The sequence below is a fragment of the Citrobacter sp. KH_055_1 genome (assembly GCF_057838705.1).
This window is the reverse complement of the sequence record NZ_CM174473.1, coordinates 3870901-3896302: the sequence shown is the minus strand read 5'-3', so window position 1 is coordinate 3896302 and position 25402 is coordinate 3870901. Positions and strand designations below refer to the sequence as shown.

General features: G+C 53.7%; 23 protein-coding genes. 7 read left to right on the top strand and 16 right to left on the bottom strand.

Features of this window, described 5'->3' with window-relative positions; all coding sequences use genetic code 11:
• Positions 1-75 precede the first annotated feature (75 nt).
• Positions 76-516 carry a PTS sugar transporter subunit IIA gene (locus AC3ITF_RS18380; RefSeq protein WP_117342304.1) on the top strand — a complete coding sequence of 147 codons (441 nt, stop codon included), beginning with the start codon at positions 76-78 and terminating at the stop codon, positions 514-516.
• Positions 517-577: 61 nt separating this feature from the next.
• Complete coding sequence (locus AC3ITF_RS18375; protein WP_135912575.1) at positions 578-1807, top strand: polysaccharide deacetylase family protein; 1230 nt, start codon at positions 578-580, stop codon at positions 1805-1807.
• A 2-nt stretch (positions 1808-1809) separates the two neighbouring features.
• On the opposite strand, the gene AC3ITF_RS18370 is transcribed toward AC3ITF_RS18375, so the two are convergent.
• From AC3ITF_RS18370 to thpR, 16 genes are all read right to left on the bottom strand, one after another.
• Positions 1810-2895: a fimbrial protein gene (locus AC3ITF_RS18370; protein WP_137399700.1), complete on the bottom strand. Its 1086-nt coding sequence runs from the start codon at positions 2893-2895 to the stop codon at positions 1810-1812.
• Between the two features lie 14 nt (positions 2896-2909).
• Positions 2910-3476: a fimbrial-like protein gene (locus tag AC3ITF_RS18365; RefSeq protein ID WP_115259431.1), complete on the bottom strand. Its 567-nt coding sequence runs from the start codon at positions 3474-3476 to the stop codon at positions 2910-2912.
• Between the two features lie 72 nt (positions 3477-3548).
• Positions 3549-4106: a fimbrial protein gene (locus AC3ITF_RS18360; protein ID WP_115259430.1), complete on the bottom strand. Its 558-nt coding sequence runs from the start codon at positions 4104-4106 to the stop codon at positions 3549-3551.
• A 22-nt stretch (positions 4107-4128) separates the two neighbouring features.
• Positions 4129-4710 carry a fimbrial protein gene (locus AC3ITF_RS18355; RefSeq protein ID WP_135912573.1) on the bottom strand — a complete coding sequence of 194 codons (582 nt, stop codon included), beginning with the start codon at positions 4708-4710 and terminating at the stop codon, positions 4129-4131.
• A 22-nt stretch (positions 4711-4732) separates the two neighbouring features.
• Positions 4733-7288: an outer membrane usher protein gene (locus tag AC3ITF_RS18350; protein ID WP_115259428.1), complete on the bottom strand. Its 2556-nt coding sequence runs from the start codon at positions 7286-7288 to the stop codon at positions 4733-4735.
• Between the two features lie 45 nt (positions 7289-7333).
• Positions 7334-8056: a fimbrial chaperone gene (locus tag AC3ITF_RS18345; protein WP_135912571.1), complete on the bottom strand. Its 723-nt coding sequence runs from the start codon at positions 8054-8056 to the stop codon at positions 7334-7336.
• Between the two features lie 59 nt (positions 8057-8115).
• On the bottom strand, positions 8116-8598 hold the full coding sequence (locus AC3ITF_RS18340) for a fimbrial protein (RefSeq protein ID WP_489175907.1): 483 nt from the start codon (positions 8596-8598) through the stop codon (positions 8116-8118).
• A gap of 291 nt (positions 8599-8889) precedes the next feature.
• Positions 8890-9270 (bottom strand): aspartate 1-decarboxylase, encoded by a 381-nt coding sequence (gene panD, locus AC3ITF_RS18335; RefSeq protein ID WP_023178331.1) that lies wholly within the window; start codon positions 9268-9270, stop codon positions 8890-8892.
• 95 nt (positions 9271-9365) lie between these two features.
• Positions 9366-10220 (bottom strand): pantoate--beta-alanine ligase, encoded by an 855-nt coding sequence (gene panC / locus AC3ITF_RS18330; RefSeq protein ID WP_115259425.1) that lies wholly within the window; start codon positions 10218-10220, stop codon positions 9366-9368.
• Between the two features lie 11 nt (positions 10221-10231).
• Positions 10232-11023, bottom strand: a complete 792-nt coding sequence (gene panB / locus AC3ITF_RS18325) for a 3-methyl-2-oxobutanoate hydroxymethyltransferase (protein WP_117342296.1) — start codon at positions 11021-11023, stop codon at positions 10232-10234.
• A gap of 120 nt (positions 11024-11143) precedes the next feature.
• A complete protein-coding gene (folK, locus tag AC3ITF_RS18320) occupies positions 11144-11635 on the bottom strand; it encodes a 2-amino-4-hydroxy-6-hydroxymethyldihydropteridine diphosphokinase (RefSeq protein ID WP_137399721.1) in 492 nt (163 codons plus the stop codon).
• 110 nt (positions 11636-11745) lie between these two features.
• Positions 11746-13143, bottom strand: coding sequence for a polynucleotide adenylyltransferase PcnB (pcnB, locus tag AC3ITF_RS18315; protein ID WP_207119307.1), 1398 nt, complete (start codon positions 13141-13143; stop codon positions 11746-11748).
• Between the two features lie 71 nt (positions 13144-13214).
• Complete coding sequence (gluQRS, locus tag AC3ITF_RS18310; RefSeq protein ID WP_489175906.1) at positions 13215-14111, bottom strand: tRNA glutamyl-Q(34) synthetase GluQRS; 897 nt, start codon at positions 14109-14111, stop codon at positions 13215-13217.
• Between the two features lie 72 nt (positions 14112-14183).
• The gene (gene dksA / locus AC3ITF_RS18305; protein WP_003829221.1) at positions 14184-14639 is read right to left on the bottom strand and encodes an RNA polymerase-binding protein DksA; all 456 of its coding nucleotides are present in this window, start codon (positions 14637-14639) and stop codon (positions 14184-14186) included.
• A 178-nt stretch (positions 14640-14817) separates the two neighbouring features.
• The gene (sfsA, locus tag AC3ITF_RS18300) at positions 14818-15522 is read right to left on the bottom strand and encodes a DNA/RNA nuclease SfsA (RefSeq protein WP_115259421.1); all 705 of its coding nucleotides are present in this window, start codon (positions 15520-15522) and stop codon (positions 14818-14820) included.
• 12 nt (positions 15523-15534) lie between these two features.
• Positions 15535-16068, bottom strand: a complete 534-nt coding sequence (thpR, locus tag AC3ITF_RS18295) for an RNA 2',3'-cyclic phosphodiesterase (protein WP_096758260.1) — start codon at positions 16066-16068, stop codon at positions 15535-15537.
• A gap of 73 nt (positions 16069-16141) precedes the next feature.
• Between thpR and hrpB the strand changes: the two genes are divergently transcribed.
• The 5 genes from hrpB to fhuD all read left to right on the top strand — a co-directional run bounded on the left by hrpB (position 16142) and on the right by fhuD (position 25391).
• Positions 16142-18571 carry an ATP-dependent helicase HrpB gene (gene hrpB, locus AC3ITF_RS18290; protein ID WP_489175905.1) on the top strand — a complete coding sequence of 810 codons (2430 nt, stop codon included), beginning with the start codon at positions 16142-16144 and terminating at the stop codon, positions 18569-18571.
• A 125-nt stretch (positions 18572-18696) separates the two neighbouring features.
• Complete coding sequence (mrcB, locus tag AC3ITF_RS18285) at positions 18697-21234, top strand: bifunctional glycosyl transferase/transpeptidase (RefSeq protein ID WP_115259419.1); 2538 nt, start codon at positions 18697-18699, stop codon at positions 21232-21234.
• A 232-nt stretch (positions 21235-21466) separates the two neighbouring features.
• Positions 21467-23656 carry a ferrichrome porin FhuA gene (fhuA, locus tag AC3ITF_RS18280; protein ID WP_137361983.1) on the top strand — a complete coding sequence of 730 codons (2190 nt, stop codon included), beginning with the start codon at positions 21467-21469 and terminating at the stop codon, positions 23654-23656.
• Between the two features lie 47 nt (positions 23657-23703).
• On the top strand, positions 23704-24501 hold the full coding sequence (gene fhuC / locus AC3ITF_RS18275; protein ID WP_096758256.1) for a Fe3+-hydroxamate ABC transporter ATP-binding protein FhuC: 798 nt from the start codon (positions 23704-23706) through the stop codon (positions 24499-24501).
• Complete coding sequence (fhuD, locus tag AC3ITF_RS18270; RefSeq protein WP_135912567.1) at positions 24501-25391, top strand: Fe(3+)-hydroxamate ABC transporter substrate-binding protein FhuD; 891 nt, start codon at positions 24501-24503, stop codon at positions 25389-25391. Before fhuC ends, fhuD begins: the two co-directional genes overlap by 1 nt.
• Positions 25392-25402: the final 11 nt, after the last annotated feature.

Below are 25402 nucleotides of genomic sequence, written 5' to 3'. Positions count from 1 at the left end.
GGAAGACTTTTGATGTTTATCACCGTTATGTATTTATCACCCTGATAAACTACTTGTCTGCTAAGGAGGTAGGCAATGTTAGGTTGGGTGATTACCTGTCATGACGATACGGCACAGGATATGCTGCATCGTCTGGAAAAAAAGTTCGGCCCGCAGGCGCAATGCCGGGCGGTAGGGTTTTGGCGTGGACTGAGTTCAAATATGTTAAGTCGGATGATGTGCGATGCCCTGCATGACACAGATTCTGGCGAGGGTGTGATATTCCTGACGGATATTCCAGGTGCTGCGCCTTATCGCGCGGCGGCATTGATGAGCCATAAACATTCCCAGTGTGAAGTGATCTCAGGCGTGACGTATCCATTGCTTGAGCGAATGCTTTTGTCGCGAGAATCGATGAGCAGCGCGGCGTTTCGCAATCAAATTGTTTCCCTCGGCGGTCCTGATGTCACCAGCCTGTGGCATCAGCAACAGAAAAATCCCCCCTTTGTGTTGAAGCATGATTTGTATGAGTATTAAGCATTGGTATTGATGATGCTTTTGCTACAATAACCGAGGTTTTTCGCCTCGGTTATCCCATATGGTTATGCGTGCTCTGCTTATTCTGATGTTCCTGTTTTCTGGTTTTGCGGTTGCGGCGTTGCCTGCGCGCTATATGCAAACCACTGAAGATGCTGCTGTCTGGGCACAGGTTGGCAATAAAATGGTGACGGTAGGGAATATTCGTGCGGGCCAGATCCTCTCGGTCATTCCCGGTGGCGAAGACTATTACGCGTTTACCTTTGGCTTCGGTAAGGGATTTATCGATAAAGGCCATCTGGAGCGCGTTCAGGGGCGGCAGAAGGTCGAAGATGGACTGGGCGATCTCAATAAGCCCCTGAGCAATCAGAACCTGATCACCTGGAAAGATACGCCGGTTTATAACGCCCCCGACGCCGGGAGTGCGCCGTTTGGCGTGCTGGCGGACAATCTGCGCTATCCCATAATAAACAAGCTGAAAGACAGGCTGAACCAGACGTGGTTTCAAATCCGTATTGGCGACCGGCTGGCTTATATCAGCGCCTTAGATGCTCAGACCGATAATGGGATCCCGGTGCTGACTTACCATCACATTCTGCGTGATGAAGAGAACACCCGTTTTCGCCATACCTCGACGACCACTTCCGTACGTGCTTTCAGCAACCAGATGACCTGGCTGCGTGATATGGGCTACACCACGCTGACGATGTACCAGTTAGAAGACTACGTGCGTAACCGCGCTAATCTGCCCGCGCGCGCGGTGGTGGTAACCTTTGACGATGGCCTGAAGTCGGTCAGCCGCTATGCGTATCCGGTGTTGAAACAATACGGCATGAAAGCAACGGCGTTTATTATCTCATCGCGTATTAAGCGGCATCCGCAAAAGTGGGATCCAAAATCGCTGCAGTTTATGAGCGTCTCCGAATTGAATGGCATCAGGGATGTGTTTGACTTTCAGTCACATACCCATTTTTTACATCGGGTAGATGGTTACCGTCGGCCGATCCTGCTGAGTCGTAGCCACCATAATATCCTGTTTGATTTTGCCCGTTCGCGGCGCGCGCTGGCGCAGTTTAATCCGCATGTGCTGTACCTCTCATACCCCTTTGGCAGTTATAACGCTACGGCGGTGACAGCGGCAGGAGAGGCGGGGTTTCACTTAGCGGTGACGACGGTGAAAGGGAAGGTGAAACCGGGGGATAATCCGTTCTTATTGAAAAGACTGTATATTTTAAGAACGGATTCGCTAGAGACGATGTCGCGGCTGATCAGTAACCAGCCGCAGGGGTAAAATCAAAAGTAGTCGATGGTGAAGGTGCCAATGGCCTTAAATTCACCGGCGGTCACTGTACTACCATCATCGAGCTCGTAAATACGTGCATAAAAAGGCAGGTCGAGGGAGAGGCTATTCGCGACGCTCGTCATTGGACTCCAGATTTCAGCTCCGGGTTTAAAGCCTCCGTCTCCCTCGCGAGTTATCACATTGGTTTGCACGTAAACGCCAATCCCTTTCGCCGCATTGCTGCCACTCAGCGTGTTTTTGAGGAGCATATAACCAGTGCCATTGGTGGTGCTGGCCGTTGAAGTCAGTTTAAAACGCATCCACACGGTGTTGGTACAGTACTTCATCTGCAACGTAAAATTCTGATATGGCCAGTAGCCATCTCTGAGCGATGACATCATGATCTCGCCAAAATCAACGTTATTGGTGCCGTTATTGGCCGATACCGCGGTGCAGGTTGCTGCGTAAACCGGCACGCTAAAGCTGGTCGGCGTAACGTTGATGGTCCACGGGTTGTTATCATCAGAATCTGCGGTGCCGATGCGAATTTGCCCCAGCGTGCGTGAATCTTTTGGTGTAATCGCGCTGACGTTGTTAACATTTCCAGCAAACCCGCTACCCTGATATAGCGTTACGGTAGCTTTCATTTGCTTGCTGTCCCAGTAGTCTATGCTACCGCTGTCGACCATGACCCACGAGCCTCCACTAGACGACGGAAAATAACCGCCGCCTCCGCCGGTGCTATACATTTTTACCGCATAGTAAATACCGTCGACATTGGTAGGATAAAGCGCTCTGCCATCGGTCATATTGACCCTCGAGGCTTCGGTGGTATTCATATAAAATGCCACGCCGTCCTTTCCGTTATTGCAATAGGTCCAGAGATCACGGTCAAGCGAGGGATCAAAATAGGTGAGTTCATAGATGGAGCCTGAGACGTCGTCGCTCACATAGTGAAATGAAATCGGGTTTGTCCCTCCGCCATTCAGCGCCATAGTGCCACTTTTGCCACTCTGTGAGAGGCGGCATTCTGTGCTTGCGCTGGCATTAAAACTCAGGGCCAATAGCGCTACCGGGAGTAGTAGATATTTAATCATGTCATCTTCCTTGATTATTGATAAATAGCATCAACCAGCACATGGCTGGTGATCTTTCCGGCGCTCACGATGCCGGTATTCTGGTAGCGGGCGTAAAAGTCGTAACGGGTCAGATAGTTGGCTGATGTTGAAACATCAATGGCGACGGATGAACTGCCGTCGCTATTGACGACGTTACGGTTATCGCTGCTGGAGAAAATCACGATGCCGACGTTTTCCGCCCCGCCAGTGGCCGCGGGTGTGTCGTTGATAAATACCTGCTGGCTCTCGGCAGGCCAGGTGCCGTTTTGCGGCTGAAAGCGGAACACCATTGCGTTAACCGTTGCCGTATCATTAGTGCAGCTTTCAACGTTGACACTAAACTGCGTGCCGCTGTCGGCATCGCCCGGCTGCAGACGTGTTGTGCCGTCGCCGTTGTAAAACCAACCCCGTGAAACGATCGGTAAATGAACCAATCCGTTATCTGAGAGGGAGATCTGGCAAGTGTTCTCCACGACGTTAGCCGTGAGAGTGACGTCCAGACCTCCCGCGTCCTCATCCGCAAAGCAGGGGGCAGTGTAGAGTCCGCCAGTCACTCCCATTATCAGTAGTGCTCTCCCTAGTGAAGAGAGTATTTGGATGTTGAATGGCATGACGGCTCTACTCCTCTAGGTTTACTGATAGGTGACAACAAACGTGACCGGCGCGCTGACGCTGCCTGCCGTGACGTTGGAAATCGTTCTATCCTTGGCGATAACAATACGGGAGGCAAAAGCAACATCGAGCGTACTGCCGCTCATGGTGAGCGTTTGCGCGGGCTTGGTATTGCAGCTTAGCAGCGTTCCTGTTCCGGCTACGCCTTGCCAGACTTCAAAACCGGTGGCGTTACCAGCAGAGAATGAATCTCCGTTAGTGCTTGGCCCTGAACACCCGCCCCCGGTACCGGAGACGACCTGATAGCTGGCGGTTTTGACGCCCGCGCAGTCGGTAAAGGCCACTTTGAACGGCTCGCTGCGGCTTTGATTGACCAGATCTGACTTAAAGACCTCGCCGAAATCCAACGTACTGATAGCCTGACCACCGGTGTTCTGAATTTGTGCCGTACAGGTGCCTGCCGAGACGGTCGTGGTAAAGGTTGCCGAAACGCTGGCGGTACCGGTTATTGCGGCAAAAGAGTGAGCAGAAAAAAGCACTGCACCGGCAACGCCGCCCAGAAATGATAATTTTTTCATCAAGAGATCCCTTTTCTGATGATTATTCGTAGGTGAAGTTGAAGGTCGCCACGGCGCTAAAGTCACCTGTGGTGCCTTTGCCTTTGCTGGTTTCCGCTAATGCGGCGACTAACGACACTTCTTTAGCGCTGATTTCCGCGCTGCTCCAGACTATCCGGCCCGTATCAGTAGTGGCGTTAATGATGAAAGGCGCATCGGTTGCGGAACCCCTGGCGATAGTAAGACCGAGGTAGCTTGCGGCATCAGCCGTTCCTGCTCCGTTAACAATGATGTAGTCGGAATAGCCAGACTTGGTGCCCGTTATGGTGGTTTTTAGCCCTTGTAAGCTGTCCGGGCATTCGTTGATTTTCAGCTTAAAAGTTGCTTGTGCTGCACTGTCGCCGTTGACGATTTTATCGAGGCTGACGGTTCCTCCCGAGCCAATGGGAATGGTGTTGTCTAGACCAGTACCACTGCCGCCTTCGATAGCCATATCACAGGTGGTTTCGCGTAGCGTTGCGGTAAAGGTGACATCCAGTGATGTCGCCTGGGTTGGGTATGCGGTTGCGAACAGCAGTCCGCTACAGCCCAGTAGGTAGAGTTTTTTCAGTCTCATTATCTTCATAATCCCTGTAAAAATAATGCCATTACATCTGGCAACGTTGGTTACTCAGTAGACGGGTAAGGCCAACTTTCTGTTCAGCTTTCTCGCTATCGAGCTGATAGTTGACGGTGCAGCGTCCGTCGCTGCCGCTGCCCCAGATGACAAGCAGTTTTCCGCTATCAACGACACCGCGAACGTACGCCATACCGGCCTGCCCGACGGTCCCGATAGATTCACCTTTTTCGTTTTGCACATCCGCGCCGAGCGGGATAAAGCCGTTATCGGTACGTTGCAACTCCAGCAGCAGTGAACGTCCTTCATCGGTTTCGAAATCCACCCGTACCACGGCGCCGCTGCGCGGAATCACCACGGAGCTGGTGTTTTTCACCTCGACGTCGTGTTCCATTTTGTCGATATTGATGCCTACATTATTTTCCCGGTAAGCGGACAGATAAGGCTGGATGGCATAGCCAAAGCGATTAATTTCGCCGTCGCCATTGGTTAAGCGCGCGCCTTTGGCACCCGAAGCGTGAACCAGTGCCAGCGTGTCGGTATCGCCGATGCTGTTCGGCGCCAGCGTCAGGCCGCCGGAGTGCAGCAACATGCCGCCGCTGTAACTTAATGAATATTGACGGCTATTATCGTCGGATGCGGAAGCCGACACGCTGAGTGGCCCCAGTGAGCTGTTGTAGCTACCGTAGCCGCCAACTTGGTTAATTGAGCCGCTGTCACTACGGCTGGCGCTGGTGTTAACGCTATAGTTAAAGCGATAGTCGTCAGTGTTACCGTTGGCGCTGGTGGCGAAGTTATTGTTCGACTTCAGATCACTGTTGACGCTCATGTTGACGGTGGAAAAACCGAGCGGCCTTTTGTTACGACCGAACAGGTTTTCCAGCGGAATACTCAGACTTAAGTAAACGCTGTCGTCTTTATCACCGTATTCGTTATAGGTGCGCTGAACGGAAAGGCTGTAGCTGGCCCACGAGAAGGAATCGCTGTAGCCGATGCTGTATTGCGAGGTCGATGACGACTTGTTCCAGTAGTCCTCCCAACTCCCGTTCACATACAGGTTCCCGCTGCTGGAATCCCACAGAGAGACCGGCTGGCTGATATTGATTTGGAACTGGTTTTTCATGCGCTGGAAATTGCTGAACTCATTGTTTGCATCCGATCCGTTGTGCTTCACGTTATCGTTTAGCGTGGCGGCATCGCGCAGCGACATGTAGTTTTCAGTCGAGAAACGGTAGGCGGCAATGTTGAAAGACGTTTGCGAATCTTCAATCAGCTTACTCCAGGTGATGCGATAGCTCTGCCCGGTGAGGGTGTCCAGATCGTCGACCGATGTATTTGAGTGCGTAACGTCAAAAGCGAAGGCACCCACTGGCGTATTGGTGGCGATACCCAGCAAGCCAGCGTAATAGCCGACGTCCATGTACTGAGCACCGGTGTAAACAGTGAAGGTATTATTCAGGCCGTAGTAGCCGCTGGCGTAGCCCAGTCGAGGCTTCTCTTTTAAGCCATTGTCGTGCAGTTCGCCTGCGCCAACGTCCCAGCGACCATAGCCAGGACGCAGCATCTGTGTGACGGAGGAGTAGGGCACCGAGAAGGTGCGCACGCTGCCGTCGGCTTCTTCAATAGAAACATCCAGATTGCTGCCATAGCCGGTGGTACTGAGATCATTGATAGCGAAGGGGCCGGGCGGCACCGTGGTTTCATAAATTTTACTGCCGCTTTGCTTAATCGTGACCTTGGCGTTGCTTTTTGCCACGCCGCGAATTTCCGGGGCGAAGGTTGACGCCCCGCCGGGGAGCATACGGTCATCGTTATAAAAACGAACGCCGCGCAGGCTGAAGGAATCAAAGGCATCACCGCGGGTAAAGGAGTCGCCAACCAGAAACTGCGAGCGCAATGCCGTGATATCACGCTGTAGATAAATATCCTGGCTAGAGTATTCGCTGCCGTTGTCTTTGTCCCAGTTCGCGTTACCTCTGGCACGCAGATGCCATGCGCCAAAATTGGCACCGTATTTTAATCCGGCATAGGCCGAGTCAGAGCTGCTACCGCTGTTTTCCGAATGCCAGCTGTTGAGATCATAAGAAAACATTGCCACCGGAATACCATCCTGCCATAACGAAGGATCGACGTATCCGTTAGGGTTTTTGAGGACGTAAATCTGCGGCATGGAGAGTGACAGTTCCTGAGTGCCGATATCATAATTCCATGAGGACTGCGGGAACTGTTTGGCAAGATCGACACATTCAGCAGACTCGAGATCCATCCCTGCTGTTTTGACGCCAATTTGCGTCAATAACTTGCTAGTGAAGCAGGGCGTAGCGCGTGGCGTGCCATTATCGTTGAAGGTAAAATCGCCCAGCAATTTACGCTGACCATTCAGCAGGATCTGCGTTTTATAGGTACCCGGTGGGACTGGGTTGCCTTTTGAATAACGACTTACGTCGATGTTTGAGCCAGTATTGAAGAGAAATTGATCGTTAAATTCAACATCATCCGCTAAAACTGGAGATGCTTCTTCTGCCATTACTGGAGACTGGAGTGCAATATAAATAGCTGTACACAATAATGATCGACGAAAAAGCATAGTTCCCTTATCTCTTCTGGATGCTGATATCCTTCAGCGCGGTAATTAATTAATGCTGGCCTGGTGCTTCTCTATCCCACCGAAATCATTAATTGCGGCATATTCTATTTTTCCACCTGATATATTAGGCGTGTTTTTTAGCGGAATAACTTCACTTGATAGCGGTGAGATCGTATGGGAATCGACATTTATTTTCTTACCGCTTGCCGTAATAGTGGCGCTTGCCATCGATACGTAATAAGGACTGCTATTATTGGCAACCAGTGTTCCGCCCTGCTGTGACCATTTCAGATTTCCCGCCGCGGTGGCCGGATCGCCCTGTAAACCGTCCGGGCGAAAAAACATCTTAATACGAGTGCGGAACGCGAGCTGCAGGACGTTTTGGGCATTGGCGTCTTTTGCCTTTGGTGGAACTTCCAGCACGTTAAACCAGAACAGAGATTCCCGATCCTGAGGCAGGGCCTGCCCGGTCCACGTAATACGGACGGTCTGGCCTTTTGACGGATCAACGCGCGAGACCGGTGGCGTGACGATAAACGGTAATTTCAGCTCTTGTGGATTAACCGTATCACGACCGTCGTCCAGCCAGGACTGCACCAGCAGCGGTTTGTTGCCACGGTTTTCCATCTTGACGGTAACGTCTTTGGATGACTGTGGATACACAACGCGAGTGCCGGAGATAACGATGTCCGCACTGGCGCTAAATGTGCTTAACGCAGCGCTGGCGCATACCAGAGCAGCGAGGGTCAATTGGGTGTAACGATGCATATATGCTCCCTGCGATGCGCCTGCGGAAAAGGCAGGCGCATAATCCAACTACGGCGTGATTACTCGTAGGACATAGTAAAGGTAGCGTTGCTGCTGACTTTACCGGCGGTGATATCAGTCGTCCCTTTCACCCAGTCTGCGCTTGGAACGTAAGCCACGCGGTAAGCCAGTACGCCAACACCTTCGTCCAGCGTTGCTGTCTGAGTGTTGTTCGCCGGCAGGCCAACCTCGATGCGGTCAGTGTTGCTGGAACCGTTGTTATACAGCGCCAGGCTTACGTTATCGGCATGTCCAGCAACGCTCGGATCGGTTTTCAGGGTACCGTTAGACAGTTCAGCGAACTGCTGAGAGGTGAAGGTGGCTGACGCTTTGGTCAGCGTTGTCGGGCAACCGCTCAGATGCAGTTCGAATTCTTTGGAACCAACGCCGCCAGTGTCAGTAACGGCACCATCAAAAGTGATCAGACCTACATCATCTGCGAATGCAGATGCTGAACCCAGTGCGAAAACAATTGCTGCCGCAGCAATGCTCAACTTATTCATTTGTTAACATCCATATAAAATTAAATATTCCCGGCAATAAATGGAGGGAGCCTAAAGAATTTTAGGTCTGGGCATTTTATTCTTGAAAGGACTGTAGGGGGAATTAAGAATTGTTGATAATGAATGTAGAATTGAGCGTTTGAATGACTTAGGTGAATATGTTAAAATCGAAAATAAGTTTTACAGGATTAATTAATAAAATATAATATATTTTGTGATATTTATTATTCTGCGCTTTTTATATATTTTATGAATAATAGCCCTAAAAAATATTTCAAGGCTATTATATTATCAGGCAACCTGTACCGGAATCGCTTTCGCAGTACGTTTCATTTCGTTATCGCCTTCGAAGTAGGCAACTTTCGGGCGCCAGGTTCGCGCTTCTTCATCAGACATCGTCACGAAGCTGGCGATAATCACGATGTCGCCAACTTCAGCGCAATGCGCCGCAGCACCGTTCACGGAGATGATCTTCGAGCCGCGTTCAGCCGCAATGGCATACGTAGAGAAACGTTTACCGTTGGTCACGTTCCAGATATCAATCGCTTCGTTTTCCAGAATACCGGAAGCATCGAGGAAGTCCTGGTCAATAGCGCAGGAGCCTTCGTAATGCAGGTCCGCCTGAGTGACCTTCACGCGGTGAAGCTTGCCTTGCAGCATGGTGCGAATCATAACGTCTATACCCTGTCGTTTACCTTGGCAAAGCAGGCAAAAACGACCTGCTTTGAGAAATTTTTAGGCAGTATTGCCCGATTTTTAGCCCCTGTCTACTGGGCTAATGTAACGCTTTGATTGTCGATGAGACGCGCCTGGCCCAGCCATGCAGCGACCAGAATTACTGCACGTTTACTGGTTTCGCTTAGCGCCAGCAAAGTATCGGCATCGCGAATCTGAATGTCATCGGCACGGAATCCTTTTTCGTTCAGCTCCTGCTCTGCAATGGCAATGATCTCTTCCTGATCGCGCTCACCGGCCTGTAATTTTTCCCCAATGCGGCTCATCACTTTGTACAAGCCTGGGGCGATTTTACGCTGCTCAGCCGTCAGGTAGCCGTTGCGTGAGCTGAGGGCTAAACCGTCTTTGGCGCGAATAATCGGCACACCGACGATCTCAATGTCGTAACCCAGATCGGCCACCATTTTGCGAATTAGCGCCAGCTGCTGAAAGTCTTTCTCGCCAAAGCAGGCGATATCAGGCTGGATCAGGTTGAACAGCTTGCTAACGATGGTGGCAACACCGCGGAAGTGACCTGGACGACTTGCACCTTCCAGCATGGTGGAGAGGCCGGGAACATCAACGAAAGTGTGGCCTTCCAGACCCTGAGGGTAGATTTCTTCTACGGCTGGAGCAAAGACGTAATCGACTTTACGTTTGTTCAGCTTTTCGCAATCTTCTTGCAACGTACGCGGGTAGCGCACCAGATCGTCCGGGCGGTCAAACTGCATCGGGTTAACGAAAATGCTGGCGATCACTACATCCGCTCGAGCCCGAGCTTCATCGACCAGCTTCATATGACCATCGTGCAGGTTGCCCATGGTGGGAACTAACGCGACGCGCTTACCTTCCTGACGCAGACGACGAACGTGCTGGCGCAGCAGCGGTAGGGTTTCAATAATTAGCACACCTTGACTCCTTAATGGAAACTGTGTTCTTCACCCGGGTAAACGCCGGATTCAACCTCGGTAATATACTGCCGCACCGCGGCGCGCATGTCGCCCGCTTCATTGAGGAAATTTTTGGCAAATTTCGGAATATGACCGCCGGTAATACCAAACGCATCATGCATCACCAGGATCTGACCGTCGGTGACATTGCCTGCGCCGATGCCGATGACCGGGATGGACAGCGCTTCGGTCACGCGTTTTGCCAGCTCAACCGGAACACACTCCAGCACCAGCAGCTGCGCACCTGCGGCTTCTAATGCCAGGGCATCGTCGAGCAGCGTTTGGCCAGCATCGCCACGGCCCTGCACTTTATAACCGCCAAAGATATTCACCGACTGGGGTGTTAAGCCCAGATGACCGCACACCGGGACCGCACGTTCGGTCAGCATTTTCACCGTATCAACCAGCCACGCGCCGCCTTCAATCTTGACCATGTTTGCGCCAGCGCGCATCACCACCGCCGCGTTAGCAAAGGCTTGCTCCGGCGTGGCGTAGGCCATGAACGGTAGATCGGCAAGCAGCAGGCAGTTTGGCGCACCGTGACGTACTGCCCGGGTATGATAGGCGATGTCTTCAACGGTGACCGGTAGGGTGGAATCGTGCCCTTGTATTGTCATTCCCAGTGAGTCGCCGACCAGCATCACATTGATGCCTTCGTCGGCAAAGAGTTTAGCGAAGCTGTAGTCGTAGGCCGTAATCGTCGCGAAGCGCTTTTTCTCTTGCTTGCATTTTTGCAGCAAGGAAATGGTCGTCGGTTTCATAACATTTCCTGAGTGTGAAAGTCATATTTACCGGCATTCTAGCAGTCACATTCAGGGGGGCAATGGTTTTAAGCAACCGTTTGGCGCGAAAGCAGTAAACGCTAAAGGGGAGGGGAAAATTTACCAGTGGGCAGGTTTTTCTGCGCCAAGGAGGGTGAGGTGCTGATGCAGGTGGGTACCGTCCGGGAAAGTCAGTTCCGGCGCGATTTCAAACAGCGGCCACAGCATAAAGCCCCGGTTTTTCATATCGTAATGCGGAACGGTCAGACGGTCGGTATTAATCACGTCGTTGCCAAACAACATGATGTCGAGATCCAACGTGCGCGGACCCCAGCGTTCGGCTTTCCGTACTCGCCCTTGCTGCAACTCGATACGCTGCGTGTGGTTGAGCAACTCTTCAGGCGCGAGCGTGGTTTCCAGCGCAACGGCAGCGTTCAGGTAATCAGGTTGATCCTGAGGACCCAATGGTGGCGTGCGGTAGAAGGAGGATACGGCGACGATCCGGCTGTCCGGGATTTCTCCCAGTGCCTGTACGGCAGCATTAACCTGTTCCAGCGGAGAGGCTAAATTGCTGCCGAGTGCGATATATACCCGTCGTCTTTCTGGCTGCATCTGTGTTGGCTTTCCTCGCTCATCCTTGTCACGTACTGATGTACGCTCCTGGGCATTCGCTGTGTCGCCGTCTTGATGCAACCCGAAATCCGTTGGGTATACGCGATGGGTCACGCACTTCCCTCGCGGCGCGGCGCACGTTTACGCGGACGACGATGGCGACGGCGTGCGTCTGGCTCTTCATCCAGCTCGTTCAGCATGCCTTTTTGCTCTGGTGGCGCGGAAACCTGGAATTCGCCCCACCACTGCGCCAGACGCTGCAGTTCGGCGTTGTTTTCCACTTCGGCACGCAGCGCCAGTAAATCGTAGGCTGCGCGGAATTTCGGATGCTCCATCAGCTTCCAGGCGCGTTTTCCCTGACGACGGGACATGCGTAACTGAAGCTGCCAGATATCGCGGGTGAGCGATGTCAGGCGTTTAGGAATCGCCAGCGAGCGGCACGCTTCGTCCAGCACGTCGTTCATCGCCAGAGCGAAAGCATCGTAGTAGGCCAGACCGCTTTCCTGAGCAATTTTCTGCGCGGCTTCCAGCAGCGGGTACCAGAACATGGCGGCAAACAGGAACGCCGGATTGACACGCATATCGTTGTGGATACGGGTATCGGTGTTCTTCAGTACCTGGGCAATAATGCGTTCCATTGCGCTGTCACCTTCTTCGGTGAAATAGCGGGTAATGGTCGGGAACAGCGGCTGGAACAGGCTGTACTCACGCAGTTTCTTATAAGTTTCGTAGCCGTAGCCCGCCTGTAACAGTTTGAGAGCTTCTTCAAACAGGCGTGCCGGCGGAATATCGTTCAGCAAGGTTGCCAGACGCGGGATCGGCTCGGCGGTTTCCGGGCTGATACGCATGTCGAGTTTTGCTGCAAAGCGGACGGCGCGTAGCATACGCACGGGATCTTCACGATAGCGAGTTTCAGGATTACCGATCAGGCGAATGACGCCGTCTTCCAGATCCTGCATCCCGCCGACGTAATCGCGAACGGTAAAATCCGCTACGCTATAGTAAAGGCTGTTAATGGTGAAATCGCGGCGTTGCGCATCTTCTTCGATGGAACCGAAGATGTTGTCACGCAGCAGCATACCATTTTGACCGCGCTGTGAGGTTGCACGGTCGGCTTCGCTGCCTTCATGGTGTCCGCGAAAGGTTGCCACTTCGATAATTTCCGGGCCAAACATCACATGGGCCAGACGGAAACGACGTCCTACCAGACGGCAGTTACGGAACAGTTTCCGAACCTGATCGGGAGTCGCGTTGGTCGTGACATCAAAGTCTTTCGGCTTTTTGCCCAGCAAAAGATCGCGTACGCCCCCGCCGACCAGCCATGCCTCGTATCCAGCCTTATTAAGCCTGTACATTACCTTCAGGGCATTTTCACTGATATCTTTGCGGGAGATAGAGTGCTGCTCACGCGGGATTACCGTCATATGTGGACGGGCGACGGCAAGCTCGGCCTCGCGCTCCTCGCGGCTTAGCACCTTGCGGCAAAAATTAGCGACTCGGGTAAAAATAGTACACCTCGGTAGTGTCAAACTTCAGTCAGAACAAGTGTTGCTGTGTAAAAATAGCGGCTAATCATAGCTCAGCAAGAGGCATTTGAGAATGCCGGATTTACATTCACTGAACCCGGCACCGTCGTAAGCACCCAATTTTGCACCGCAGTTTGCAGTAATTCTTCCACGCTTAGCGCTTGCCACGGTATTGCTATGTCTTGTCCGAGGAAGCGCAACGCGTCGATGAGAACAGGGCGCGGATCGCCTTGCGGCAGGGCAGGCGCATGATTCTGCTTAGAAAGTTTAGCCCCGTGTTCATTGAGCGCCAGCGGGAGATGAATATAGTCCGGTACCGGCCAGCCAAACTGCTGATACAGCGAAATTTGGCGCACTGTGGGCTCGATAAGATCCGCGCCACGCACGATTTCCGTCACGCCCTGAAAATGGTCATCAACCACCACCGCCAGGTTATAGGCAAACAGCCCATCGCGTCGGTGGATGACAAAATCTTCCCGAGCAAGCTGAGGGTTGGCCTGAATCTCGCCGCGCAGTCGGTCGTTAAACTGCATGACCGGGTGGCGTTGCTTGATACGCACCGCCGCGTGGTCCGGTCCGTGGCGTAATGTGCGACAGTGGCCGTCATAAATGCCGCCAATACTCTGAATGCGGGCACGGGTGCAGGTGCAGTAATAGCTCAGATCCTGCTTTTGTAACCAGGCCAGCGCTTCACGGTACGCGTCATGGCGCTGAGATTGCCACAGCACTTCGCCATCCCAGTGCAGTCCGTAATGTTCCAGCTGACGCAGAATTGTATCTGCAGCACCGGGAACTTCACGAGGGGGATCGATATCTTCAATGCGCACCCACCAGATCCCGTGCTGTGCGCGAGCCTGTAGGTAGCTGCCGAGAGCGGCAATCAATGAACCAAAATGCAGTTCGCCGGAAGGGGATGGGGCGAAACGGCCAATATAGCGTTTGTCAGTCATGTCGGTGGATAGCATAAAAGAAGAAGGCGGGAGAAACTCCCGCCTGTAGTCAACGTGGTACAAATGACAGTATTAACCTGCCATCTGTTTTTCGCGAATCTCAGCCAGCGTTTTGCAGTCGATGCACAGATCGGCTGTCGGACGCGCTTCCAGACGGCGAATACCAATTTCTACGCCGCATGATTCGCAGTAGCCGAAATCTTCGTCTTCTACTTTCTTCAGCGTCTTCTCGATCTTTTTGATCAGTTTGCGCTCACGGTCACGGTTACGCAGCTCAAGGCTGAACTCTTCTTCCTGTGCGGCACGGTCAACCGGATCGGGGAAGTTAGCTGCTTCATCCTGCATATGAGTCACAGTGCGATCGACTTCATCCCTGAGTTGATTACGCCATGCTTCAAGAATACGCCTGAAGTGCGACAGCTGGGCTTCGTTCATATACTCTTCGCCCGGTTTCTCCTGGTACGGCTCCACCCCAGCGATGGCGAGAATACTCAGGGACGATGTTTTACGGTTTTGCCCTTCTTGCATGTTGCTTCTCCTTAACACGCACTATCGATCCCCATGTTCGGGGGAAAAATCAGGTCGCTATAAATAGCAGATGCTTTTCCGGATAGCAATTATCTAAACGTTACACTTGACAACCCTGTGAGGAAAAGCGTATTTGCGCACGCGGCCAGAATACTAATTAACCCGTTTGTATATGCCATTACAACGTAATGGCTAATGGCTCTTTAAGAGTCATTCCGTGGGCAGAAAGTTCCGCTTTATATACCAGAATTTCTACCCCCTTAAGCCGTGCTTCGACTAATAATTGCGCATATTTTGCATCGATATGGCGCGCGGGTGAAAAATGTGTAATGGCTGAATGCAGCACTGCGAAAAATATCACCGCTCGCTTGCCTTCGGCCGCTACGTTCATCAATTCCCGAAGGTGTTTCTGACCTCGTTCAGTGATGGCATCGGGAAAATAACCCTGATTTTTTTCCGCCAACGTGACTGATTTCACTTCAATATAGCAGTCAGGGCGGGAATCCGCCTGTAACAAAAAATCAATGCGGCTGCCTTCGGCGCCGTATTTTACTTCACTTTTCAATATGCTGTAGTTCGAAAGTTCTGAAATTAACGCATTCTGAATAGCTTCTTTCGTTAATCTGTTAGCCCACAGGGTGTTAACACAAATAAACGCACCGGATTGGGTTTGCGTTAATTCCCAGGTATGCGGGTATTTCCGTTTAGTATTTTCTGATGTTGAATACCAGACGGTGTCACCCGGTGTAGCGCATCCGGTCATCGCGCCGGTATTCGGGCAGTGTAGCGTTAAGGTTGTACCGTCGGGTGTGATCACATCCGCTAAAAAACGCTTGTAGCGCTGAATTAAAGTCGCGCGCTGAAGTGGCGGAGAAAATTCCATGGAAATGTCCTTTTATTTTTCGCCAAGCGTCCAGCGCTGTAGTGGCGTGTAGCGTGTGCGACCGCGTGCAAATGAAGAGGCGTAAAGCGCAAACTCGGTGACCGGAAATGACCAGCAAAAACCCGGCGGCGGGATCGTGACCGCATGGCCGGCATCGCGTAACAGCGTGATATGCGGATGAAACGGCTGTGGGCTTTGGTAACACCCGCTGCGCGCGGCCTGCGCCCGCAGCATACTCGCCAATTGCAACAGCCCGCGTGGCGGCTGGCGCATTCCTAGCCAGACCACGCGTGAGCGCAGCCATTGTCCGGCGTCATCCAGTGTTAGCGTAAAACCCGGCTGGCGAATACGCCCGGCAAGTTGTGACAGCGCCTGCTGCTTCTCAGCGCTGACCTCGCCTAAAAAGGCCAGTGTCAGGTGCAGATTGTCAGCCGCGACGGGGCGACCCGCTTCAGGCGGGAACTGTGCGGCTCGCCAGTGGATAAGCTGCTCCCGAACCTCGGCTGGCAATTCAATGGCAAAGAACAGCCTTTTTGGCTCAGACATGATGGATACTCGGTTATGAATTAACGCGATGCTACAATGCAGCGCGAAGAATGTTAACCCTCTGGAGCCATTTGTGACGACGTTGCCCGTTGCCGCCGTAGTGCCTGAACTGCTTACCGCCCTTGATACCTCACCGCAGGTTCTGCTGACCGCACCGACCGGCGCCGGGAAATCGACCTGGCTGCCGTTGCAGCTTCTTGCGCACAATGGCATTCAGGGGCGGATTATTCTGCTGGAGCCGCGTCGTCTGGCGGCCCGCAACGTGGCGCAGCGTCTGGCCGAGTTGCTGAACGAAAAGCCCGGTGAGACAGTGGGCTACCGCATGCGTGCTCAACACTGCGTTGGACCGCATACCCGGCTCGAAGTGGTAACAGAAGGTGTGCTCACGCGCATGATCCAACGCGATCCCGAGCTAAACGGCGTTAGCCTTGTGATCCTCGACGAATTTCATGAGCGCAGCTTGCAGGCTGACCTGGCGCTGGCGCTATTGCTGGATGTACAGCAAGGGCTGCGGGATGATTTAAAACTGCTGATCATGTCGGCAACGCTGGATAACGGGCGTTTACAGCAGCTGTTGCCCGATGCGCCGACGATTGTCTCTGAAGGCCGCGCCTTTCCCGTAGAACGACGCTATCAGCCGCTGGCGGCGCATCAGCGCTTTGATGAAGCTGTGGCGGTGGCAACGGCGGAGCTATTGCGCCAGGAAAGCGGCTCGTTGCTGCTTTTTTTACCGGGCGTGGGGGAGATTCAGCGAGTGCAGGAACAGCTGACCTCGCGCGTAGGCAATGATGTTCTGCTTTGCCCGCTATACGGTGCGTTATCGCTTACCGAACAGCGTCAGGCGATTTTGCCCGCGCCGCCAGGCTCGCGCAAAGTGGTGCTGTCCACCAATATTGCCGAGACCAGTTTAACTATCGAAGGTATCCGGCTGGTGGTGGACTGTGCGCAGGAGCGCGTGGCGCGTTACGACCCGCGCACCGGTTTGACGCGCCTGATTACCCAGCGTATTAGCCAGGCGTCGATGACCCAGCGAGCCGGGCGAGCAGGCCGTCTGGAACCCGGTATTTGCCTGCATCTGCTGGCGAAAGAGCAGGCCGAAAGAGCGGCGGCGCAGGGCGAGCCGGAGATGCTGCAAAGCGACTTGTCCGGCTTGCTAATGGAGTTGCTGCAATGGGGATGCACTGACCCAGCGCAGTTAAGCTGGCTGGATAGGCCGCCGACGGTCAATTTGCAGGCGGCAAAACGGCTGCTACACATGCTGGGCGCACTTGAGGGCGACAGGCTCAGTGCGGCGGGGCAGAAAATGGCGGCGCTCGGCAACGATCCGCGTCTGGCGGCGATGCTGGTCCGTGCCACAGATGACAACGAAGCGGCAACGGCAGCAAAACTGGCGGCGATTCTCGAAGAGCCCCCGCGCGGTGGCAGTACCGATCTGACGGTGGCGTTTTCACGCAATCAGCCGAATTGGCAGCAGCGTAGCCAGCAATTGCTGAAGCGCCTGAACATTCGAGGTGGGCAGCCTGATAGCGCGCTGATCGCCCCGTTACTGGCTTCGGCTTTCGCCGATCGCATTGCCCGACGTCGTGGTCAGGAGGGGCGGTATCAGCTGGCTAACGGGATGGGGGCGATGCTGGATGCCGACGACGCATCAGGGCGTCATGAATGGATTATTGCGCCTCTATTGCTGCAAGGCAGCGCCTCGCCGGATGCGCGTATTTTGCTGGCCCTGCCGCTGGATATCGATGCGCTGATACAATCATCTCCTGAGTTGCTGCAGCAGTCCGACACTATCGAATGGGATGAAAATCAGGGGACACTAAAGGCATTGCGCCGCACGCAGGTAGGTCAGTTGACGCTAAAAGTGCAGCCGCTGGCCAAACCCTCGGAAGAGGAACTGCATCAGGCGATGCTGAATGGTATTCGCGATAAAGGGCTAAGTGTGCTCAACTGGACGCCGGAAGCAGAGCAGTTCCGACTGCGTCTGCAATGTGCGGCAAAATGGCTACCGGAATACGACTGGCCTGCCATGGACGACGCGTCGTTGCTGGCGACGCTGGAGAGTTGGCTGCTGCCGCATATGAGCGGTGTGCACGCTTTACGCGCGCTTAAAGCAGTAAATGTGGGCCAGGCATTGCGCGGATTACTGGACTGGTCAATGCTGCAACGTCTGGATAGTGAATTGCCCACACATTACACTGTGCCGACGGGAAGCCGGATAGCCATTCGCTATCACGAGGATAACCCACCGGCGCTGGCGGTCAGGATGCAGGAAATGTTTGGCGAGGCCAATACGCCGACCCTCGCACAGGGGCGCGTCCCGCTGGTGCTGGAACTGCTCTCCCCGGCGCAGCGACCGCTGCAAATCACCCGTGATTTGAGCGCGTTCTGGCAGGGGGCGTACCGTGAGGTGCAAAAAGAGATGAAAGGGCGTTATCCCAAACATGTCTGGCCGGACGACCCGGCGAATACCGCGCCGACGCGGCGCACCAAAAAGTATTCATGAGTTGTAGTGGTAGGCCTGATAAGCGAAGCGCCATCAGGCAAAAAAATTGAGAGATTTCTTCTTCTGTCGCTTGACGGAAGAACAGAGAATCAGGTCTTTGCGCCTGAATGTTGCGGAGAAAAAGCATGGCGGGGAATGACCGCGAGCCAATTGGACGTAAAGGGAAACCGACGCGTCCGGCGAAACAAAAGGTGAGCCGTCGTCAGCTCAGAGATGATGAGTATGACGACGATTATGATGATGACTATGAGGATGAAGAACCGATGCCGCGTAAAGGTAAAGGCAAAGGGCGTAAGCCTCGTGGTAAACGCGGCTGGTTCTGGCTGCTGGTAAAACTGTCGATTGTCTTTTTGGTGCTGATTGCCATTTACGGCGTCTATCTGGATCAAAAAATCCGTAGCCGTATTGATGGCAAAGTCTGGCAGCTGCCTGCGGCCGTGTATGGCCGGATGGTTAACCTCGAGCCAGAAATGCCCATCGGCAAAAAAGAGATGGTGAAGCTGCTGGAGGCTACGCAGTATCGTCAGGTCTCGAAGATGACGCGGCCCGGTGAGTTTACCGTGCAGGCGAACAGCATTGAGATGATCCGTCGTCCGTTTGACTTCCCGGATAGTAAAGAAGGGCAGGTGCGTGCGCGTCTGACCTTTGACGGCGATCATCTGGACACCATCGAGAATCTGGATAACAACCGTCAGTTCGGTTTCTTCCGTCTCGATCCACGCCTGATCACCATGCTCTCTTCGGCAAATGGCGAGCAGCGTCTGTTCGTGGCGCGTAGCGGTTTCCCGGATCTGCTGGTGGACACGCTGCTGGCAACCGAAGATCGTCATTTCTACGAGCATGACGGCATTAGCTTGTATTCCATTGGTCGTGCGGTGCTGGCGAACCTGACGGCAGGTCGCACGGTGCAGGGCGCCAGTACGCTGACCCAGCAGCTGGTGAAAAACCTGTTCCTCTCCAGCGAACGTTCTTACTGGCGTAAAGCCAACGAAGCGTACATGGCCGTGTTGATGGATGCCCGTTACAGCAAGGACAGGATCCTTGAGCTGTACATGAACGAAGTCTATCTCGGCCAGAGCGGCGACAACGAGATCCGCGGCTTCCCGCTGGCGAGCCTGTATTACTTTGGCCGTCCGGTTGAAGAGTTGAGCCTCGATCAGCAGGCGCTGTTGGTGGGGATGGTGAAAGGGGCGTCGATCTACAACCCGTGGCGTAACCCGAAACTGGCGCTGGAGCGACGTAACCTGGTGCTGCGTCTTCTGCAACAGCAGCAGATTATCGACCAGGAACTGTATGAAATGCTGAGCGCGCGTCCGCTAGGCGTGCAGCCGCGCGGTGGGGTGATCTCTCCACAGCCCGCGTTTATGCAGATGGTGCGTCAGGAGCTACAGGCTAAGCTGGGCGACAAAGTTAAAGATCTTTCCGGCGTGAAGATTTTCACCACCTTTGATTCCGTGGCGCAGGACGCCGCAGAAAAAGCGGCGGTGGAAGGCATTCCGGTGCTGAAGAAACAGCGTAAGCTGAGCGATCTGGAAACGGCGATTGTGGTAGTGGACCGCTTTAGTGGTGAGGTTCGCGCCATGGTCGGTGGGTCGGAGCCGCAGTTCGCAGGCTACAACCGTGCTATGCAGGCGCGTCGTTCAATTGGTTCTCTGGCGAAGCCCGCGACCTATCTGACCGCCCTGAGCCAGCCGAAGCTGTACCGCCTCAATACCTGGATTGCCGATGCGCCGATTGCGCTGCGTCAGCCAAACGGTCAGGTGTGGTCCCCGCAGAACGATGACCGTCGCTACAGCGAAAGCGGTAAAGTGATGCTGGTGGATGCGTTAACCCGTTCCATGAACGTGCCGACCGTCAATCTGGGCATGGCGCTGGGGCTACCAGCGGTCACCGAGACCTGGGAAAAACTGGGCGCGCCGAAAGATCAGCTGCACCCGGTGCCAGCTATGCTGCTGGGGGCATTGAACCTGACGCCAATTGAAGTGGCGCAGGCGTTCCAGACCATCGCCAGCGGCGGTAACCGCGCGCCGTTATCAGCGTTGCGCTCGGTAATTGCCGAAGACGGTACGGTGTTGTATCAAAGCTTCCCGCAGGCCGAACGCGCTGTGCCAGCACAGGCGGCGTACATGACGCTGTGGACCATGCAGCAGGTGGTGCAACGCGGTACCGGCCGTCAGCTTGGCGCGAAGTATCCGGGGCTGCATCTGGCGGGGAAAACCGGGACCACCAACAACAACGTTGATACCTGGTTCGCCGGTATTGACGGCAGTCAGGTGACCATTACCTGGGTGGGTCGCGATAACAACCAGCCTACCAAGTTGTACGGTGCGAGCGGGGCGATGTCGATTTACCAGCGCTATCTGGCAAACCAGACGCCAACGCCACTAACGCTGACGCCGCCGGAAGATATTGTCGACATGGGCGTGGATTACGACGGCAACTTCGTGTGCAGCGGCGGGATGCGTACCCTCCCGGTGTGGACCAGCGATCCGGATTCGCTGTGTCAGCAAGGTGAGATGCTGCAACAGTCTGGCAATCCGTTTGATCAGTCAACGCCGCCGCAGCAGCCTCAACAGCAGCAACAGCAACAACCGCCGCAGCAAGAGAAGAAAGACGGCGACGGTGTCGCAGGCTGGATCAAAGATATGTTTGGCAGTAACTAATCTCTCCCAAAACCCGCTTCGGCGGGTTTTTCTTTTCTCATCCCAGACTCCGACCAAACAACATTTCAGCGTAATTCATTAACCCTTTCTTTTCATCTGGTTATTTCTTGACCCCTCAGTTTTAGTAGGGATGTGTATCGCTTGCTATCTCGCCAGCGTTTCGAATATTATGCTGCCGTTATAATAATAATTCTCGTTTACGTTATCATTCACTTTCATCAGAGATATACCAATGGCGCGTTATAAAACTGCTCAGCCAAATTCCTCGCTGCGTAAAATGGCAGTGCTGGTAGCCACAGCGGTTAGCGGCATGTCTGTCTATGCACAGGCGGCGGTTGAACCAAAAGAAGAAACCATCACTGTCACCGCAGCACCCGCCGCACAAGAAAGCGCATGGGGACCTGCTCCAACCATCGCTGCCAAGCGTTCCGCCACGGCAACCAAGACTGATACGCCTATCGAAAAGACCCCACAGTCTGTTTCGGTCGTGACCAACGAAGAGATGCAAATGCATCAATTCCAGTCAGTGAAAGAAGCACTGGGCTATACGCCAGGTGTTACTGTTAACAGTCGTGGTGCATCTAACACCTATGATTTTGTTATTATCCGTGGGTTCTCTTCCGTCGGTCTGAGCCAGAATAACTATCTGGATGGACTGAAATTGCAGGGTAACTTCTACAACGATGCGGTTATTGATCCTTACATGCTTGAGCGTGTTGAGTTGATGCGTGGCCCAACGTCTGTACTCTACGGTAAGAGCAACCCTGGTGGCATTATCTCTATGGTCAGCAAGCGCCCGACCACCGAGCCACTAAAAGAAATTCAGTTCAAAATGGGGTCGGACAATTTGTTCCAGACCGGTTTTGACTTTAGCGATGCGCTGGATGACAACGGTGAGTTTTCCTACCGTTTAACCGGGCTGGCGCGCTCAACAAACGAGCAGCAGAAAGGGTCCGAATCGCAGCGTTACACGATCGCTCCGTCCTTCTCCTGGCGTCCGGATGACAAAACCAACTTTACGTTCCTGTCCTATTTCCAGAACGAACCAGAAACGGGTTACTACGGTTGGTTACCGAAAGAAGGTACCGTTGAGCCTCTGCCAAATGGCAAGCGTTTGCCGACCGATTTCAATGAAGGTGCTTCAAACAACACCTATTCCCGCAATCAGAAAATGGTGGGATACAGCTTCGAGCATGGCTTTAACGATACCTTCACCGTTCGCCAGAACCTGCGCTTTACTGAAATGAAGACGTCGCAGCAGAGTGTGTACGGTACCGGGATTGCTTCCGATGGACATACATTGAACCGTGGGACGGTCGTGGATGATGAGCGCCTGCAAAACTTCAGTGTCGATACACAACTGGAAAGCAAATTCGCAACTGGTGCTGTTGAACACACGTTGTTAACCGGTGTTGATTTCATGCGCATGCGTAATGATATCAATGCTGCTTTTGGTAGTGCGCCACCGATTGATCTTAACGGCAACTACGACCCTGAGTATTTTGCATTCGGTGATACCGAACCGTATCAGATGAATGAAACCAAACAGACCGGTATCTACGTTCAGGATCAGGCTGAGTGGAATAAGTGGGTGTTTACCCTCGGTGGTCGCTACGACTGGTCTCAGCAAGCCACAACGATACGTCAGAACTCTTATACGCCAACAGAAGGATACATTGAGCGTAATGATCATCAGTTCACCTGGCGCGGCGGTGTAAACTATCTGTTTGATAATGGTATTACGCCGTATATCAGCTACAGCCAGTCGTTTGAACCGAGTTCATTTGACCTGTGGAGCGTTCCACGCGTTTCTTACGAGCCTTCGAAAGGCGAGCAGTATGAAGCCGGGATTAAGTATGTACCGAAAGATCTGCCGATTGTCGTAACCGGGGCGGTTTATCAGCTGACGAAAACCAATAACCTGACTGCTGATCCTAATAATCCGCTGGCTCAGGTTCCTGCAGGTGAAATTCGCGCGCGTGGTGTTGAACTGGAAGCCAAAGCGGCACTTACCGCAAATATCAATATGACGGCTTCTTACACCTATACTGATGCGGAATACACGAAAGATACCAAGCTTAAGGGGAATACGCCTGAGCAGGTGCCAGAACAAATGGCTTCTCTGTGGGGAGATTACACCTTCTATGAAGGTCCGTTATCTGGCTTGACCCTGGGCACCGGCGGCCGCTTTATTGGCTCCAGCTACGGTGATCCAGCAAACACCTTTAAAGTGGGTAGCGCAGCAGTTATGGATGCTGTTGTAAAATACGATTTAGCACGTTTCGGTATGGCTGGCTCTAGCATTGCGGTTAACGTTAACAACTTGCTTGACCGTGAATATGTCGCCAGTTGCTTCCAGACCTATGGCTGCTTCTGGGGCGCGGAACGTCAGGTCGTTGCAACTGCAACCTTCCGTTTCTAATTTCTCTTTGGGCACGCTTTGCGTGCCCGTTTTACAAGTTGGCCGCTATGCAGGAAAACAGATCCCATCCCGACACCACTTTTGCGTTAAGTAACGTCTCCTTTCGTGTGCCTGGCCGCACGCTTTTACATCCCCTCTCGTTAACGTTTCCCGTGGGAAAAGTGACCGGTCTTATCGGTCATAACGGCTCCGGTAAATCAACCTTATTGAAAATGCTCGGACGTCATCAGCCGCCGTCAGACGGCGAAATCCTGCTCGACGAGCAGCCGCTGGAGAGCTGGAACAGTAAAGCATTTGCCCGTAAGGTCGCCTATTTACCGCAACAGTTGCCGCAGGCGGAAGGGATGACGGTGCGTGAACTGGTGGCGATTGGTCGCTATCCGTGGCACGGCGCGTTGGGACGCTTTGGCGTGGCTGACAGAGAAAAAGTGGAAGAGGCGATCACGCTTGTGGGGTTAAAGCCGCTGGCGCATCGACTGGTTGATAGCCTGTCAGGCGGCGAGCGTCAGCGCGCGTGGATCGCCATGCTGGTGGCGCAGGACAGTCGCTGCCTGCTGCTTGACGAACCGACTTCGGCGCTGGATATCGCGCATCAGGTTGATGTACTGGCGCTGGTGCACCGCTTAAGCCAGCAGCGCGGACTGACGGTGATCGCCGTACTGCATGATATCAATATGGCGGCCCGTTACTGCGATTATCTGGTGGCGCTACGCGGTGGCGAAATGATTGCTCAGGGAACGCCCGCGGAGCTGATGCGCAGTGAAACCCTGGAACTGATTTATGGCATCCCGATGGGCATTTTGCCGCATCCGGGCGGTGCCGCACCCGTGAGTTTTGTCTATTAATGGTCGGATTACATCATATCACCCGTCGACGTTTATTAACGGCGATGGCGCTGTCACCGCTGCTCTGGCAGATGAATTCGGCGCAGGCTGCAGCGGTTGATCCAAAACGTATTGTGGCACTGGAATGGTTGCCGGTAGAACTGTTGCTGGCGCTGGGAATCACCCCCTATGGCGTCGCCGATGTTCCTAACTACAGGCTGTGGGTCAATCAACCCCCGTTGCCGGACTCGGTGATTGACGTCGGGTTACGCACAGAACCCAATCTCGAACTGCTGACCGAAATGAAACCCTCGTTTATGGTCTGGTCGGCAGGCTATGGCCCCGCGCCAGAAAAACTGGCGCGCATTGCGCCGGGTCGCGGATTTAGCTTCAGCGACGGCAAAAAACCGCTGGCGGTCGCTCGCCAGTCGTTGCAGGAGATGGCGCAACTGCTGAATCTGCAAACGGCTGCTGAACGTCATCTGGCGCAATACGATACCGTGATTGCCAGCCTGAAACCGCGCTTTATTCACCGCGGCGCGCGTCCCGTGCTCCTGACATCCCTGCTTGACTCGCGGCATATGCTGGTATTTGGCCCGAACAGTTTGTTCCAGGACGTGCTGGACGAATACGGGATCCCTAACGCCTGGCAGGGAGAAACCAACTTCTGGGGCAGCACTGCCGTGGGGATTGACCGGCTTGCCGCGTATAAAGATGTTGATGTGCTGTGCTTCGATCATGGTAACGATAAAGAAATGGACGCGCTGATGTCCACGCCGCTGTGGCAGGCGATGCCGTTTGTTCGCGCCGGTCGCTTTCAGCGGGTACCCGCGGTCTGGTTTTATGGCGCCACGCTGTCGGCGATGCATTTTGCCCGCATTCTGGACACTGCGCTGGGAGGCAAAGCGTGAGCAGGAAACTT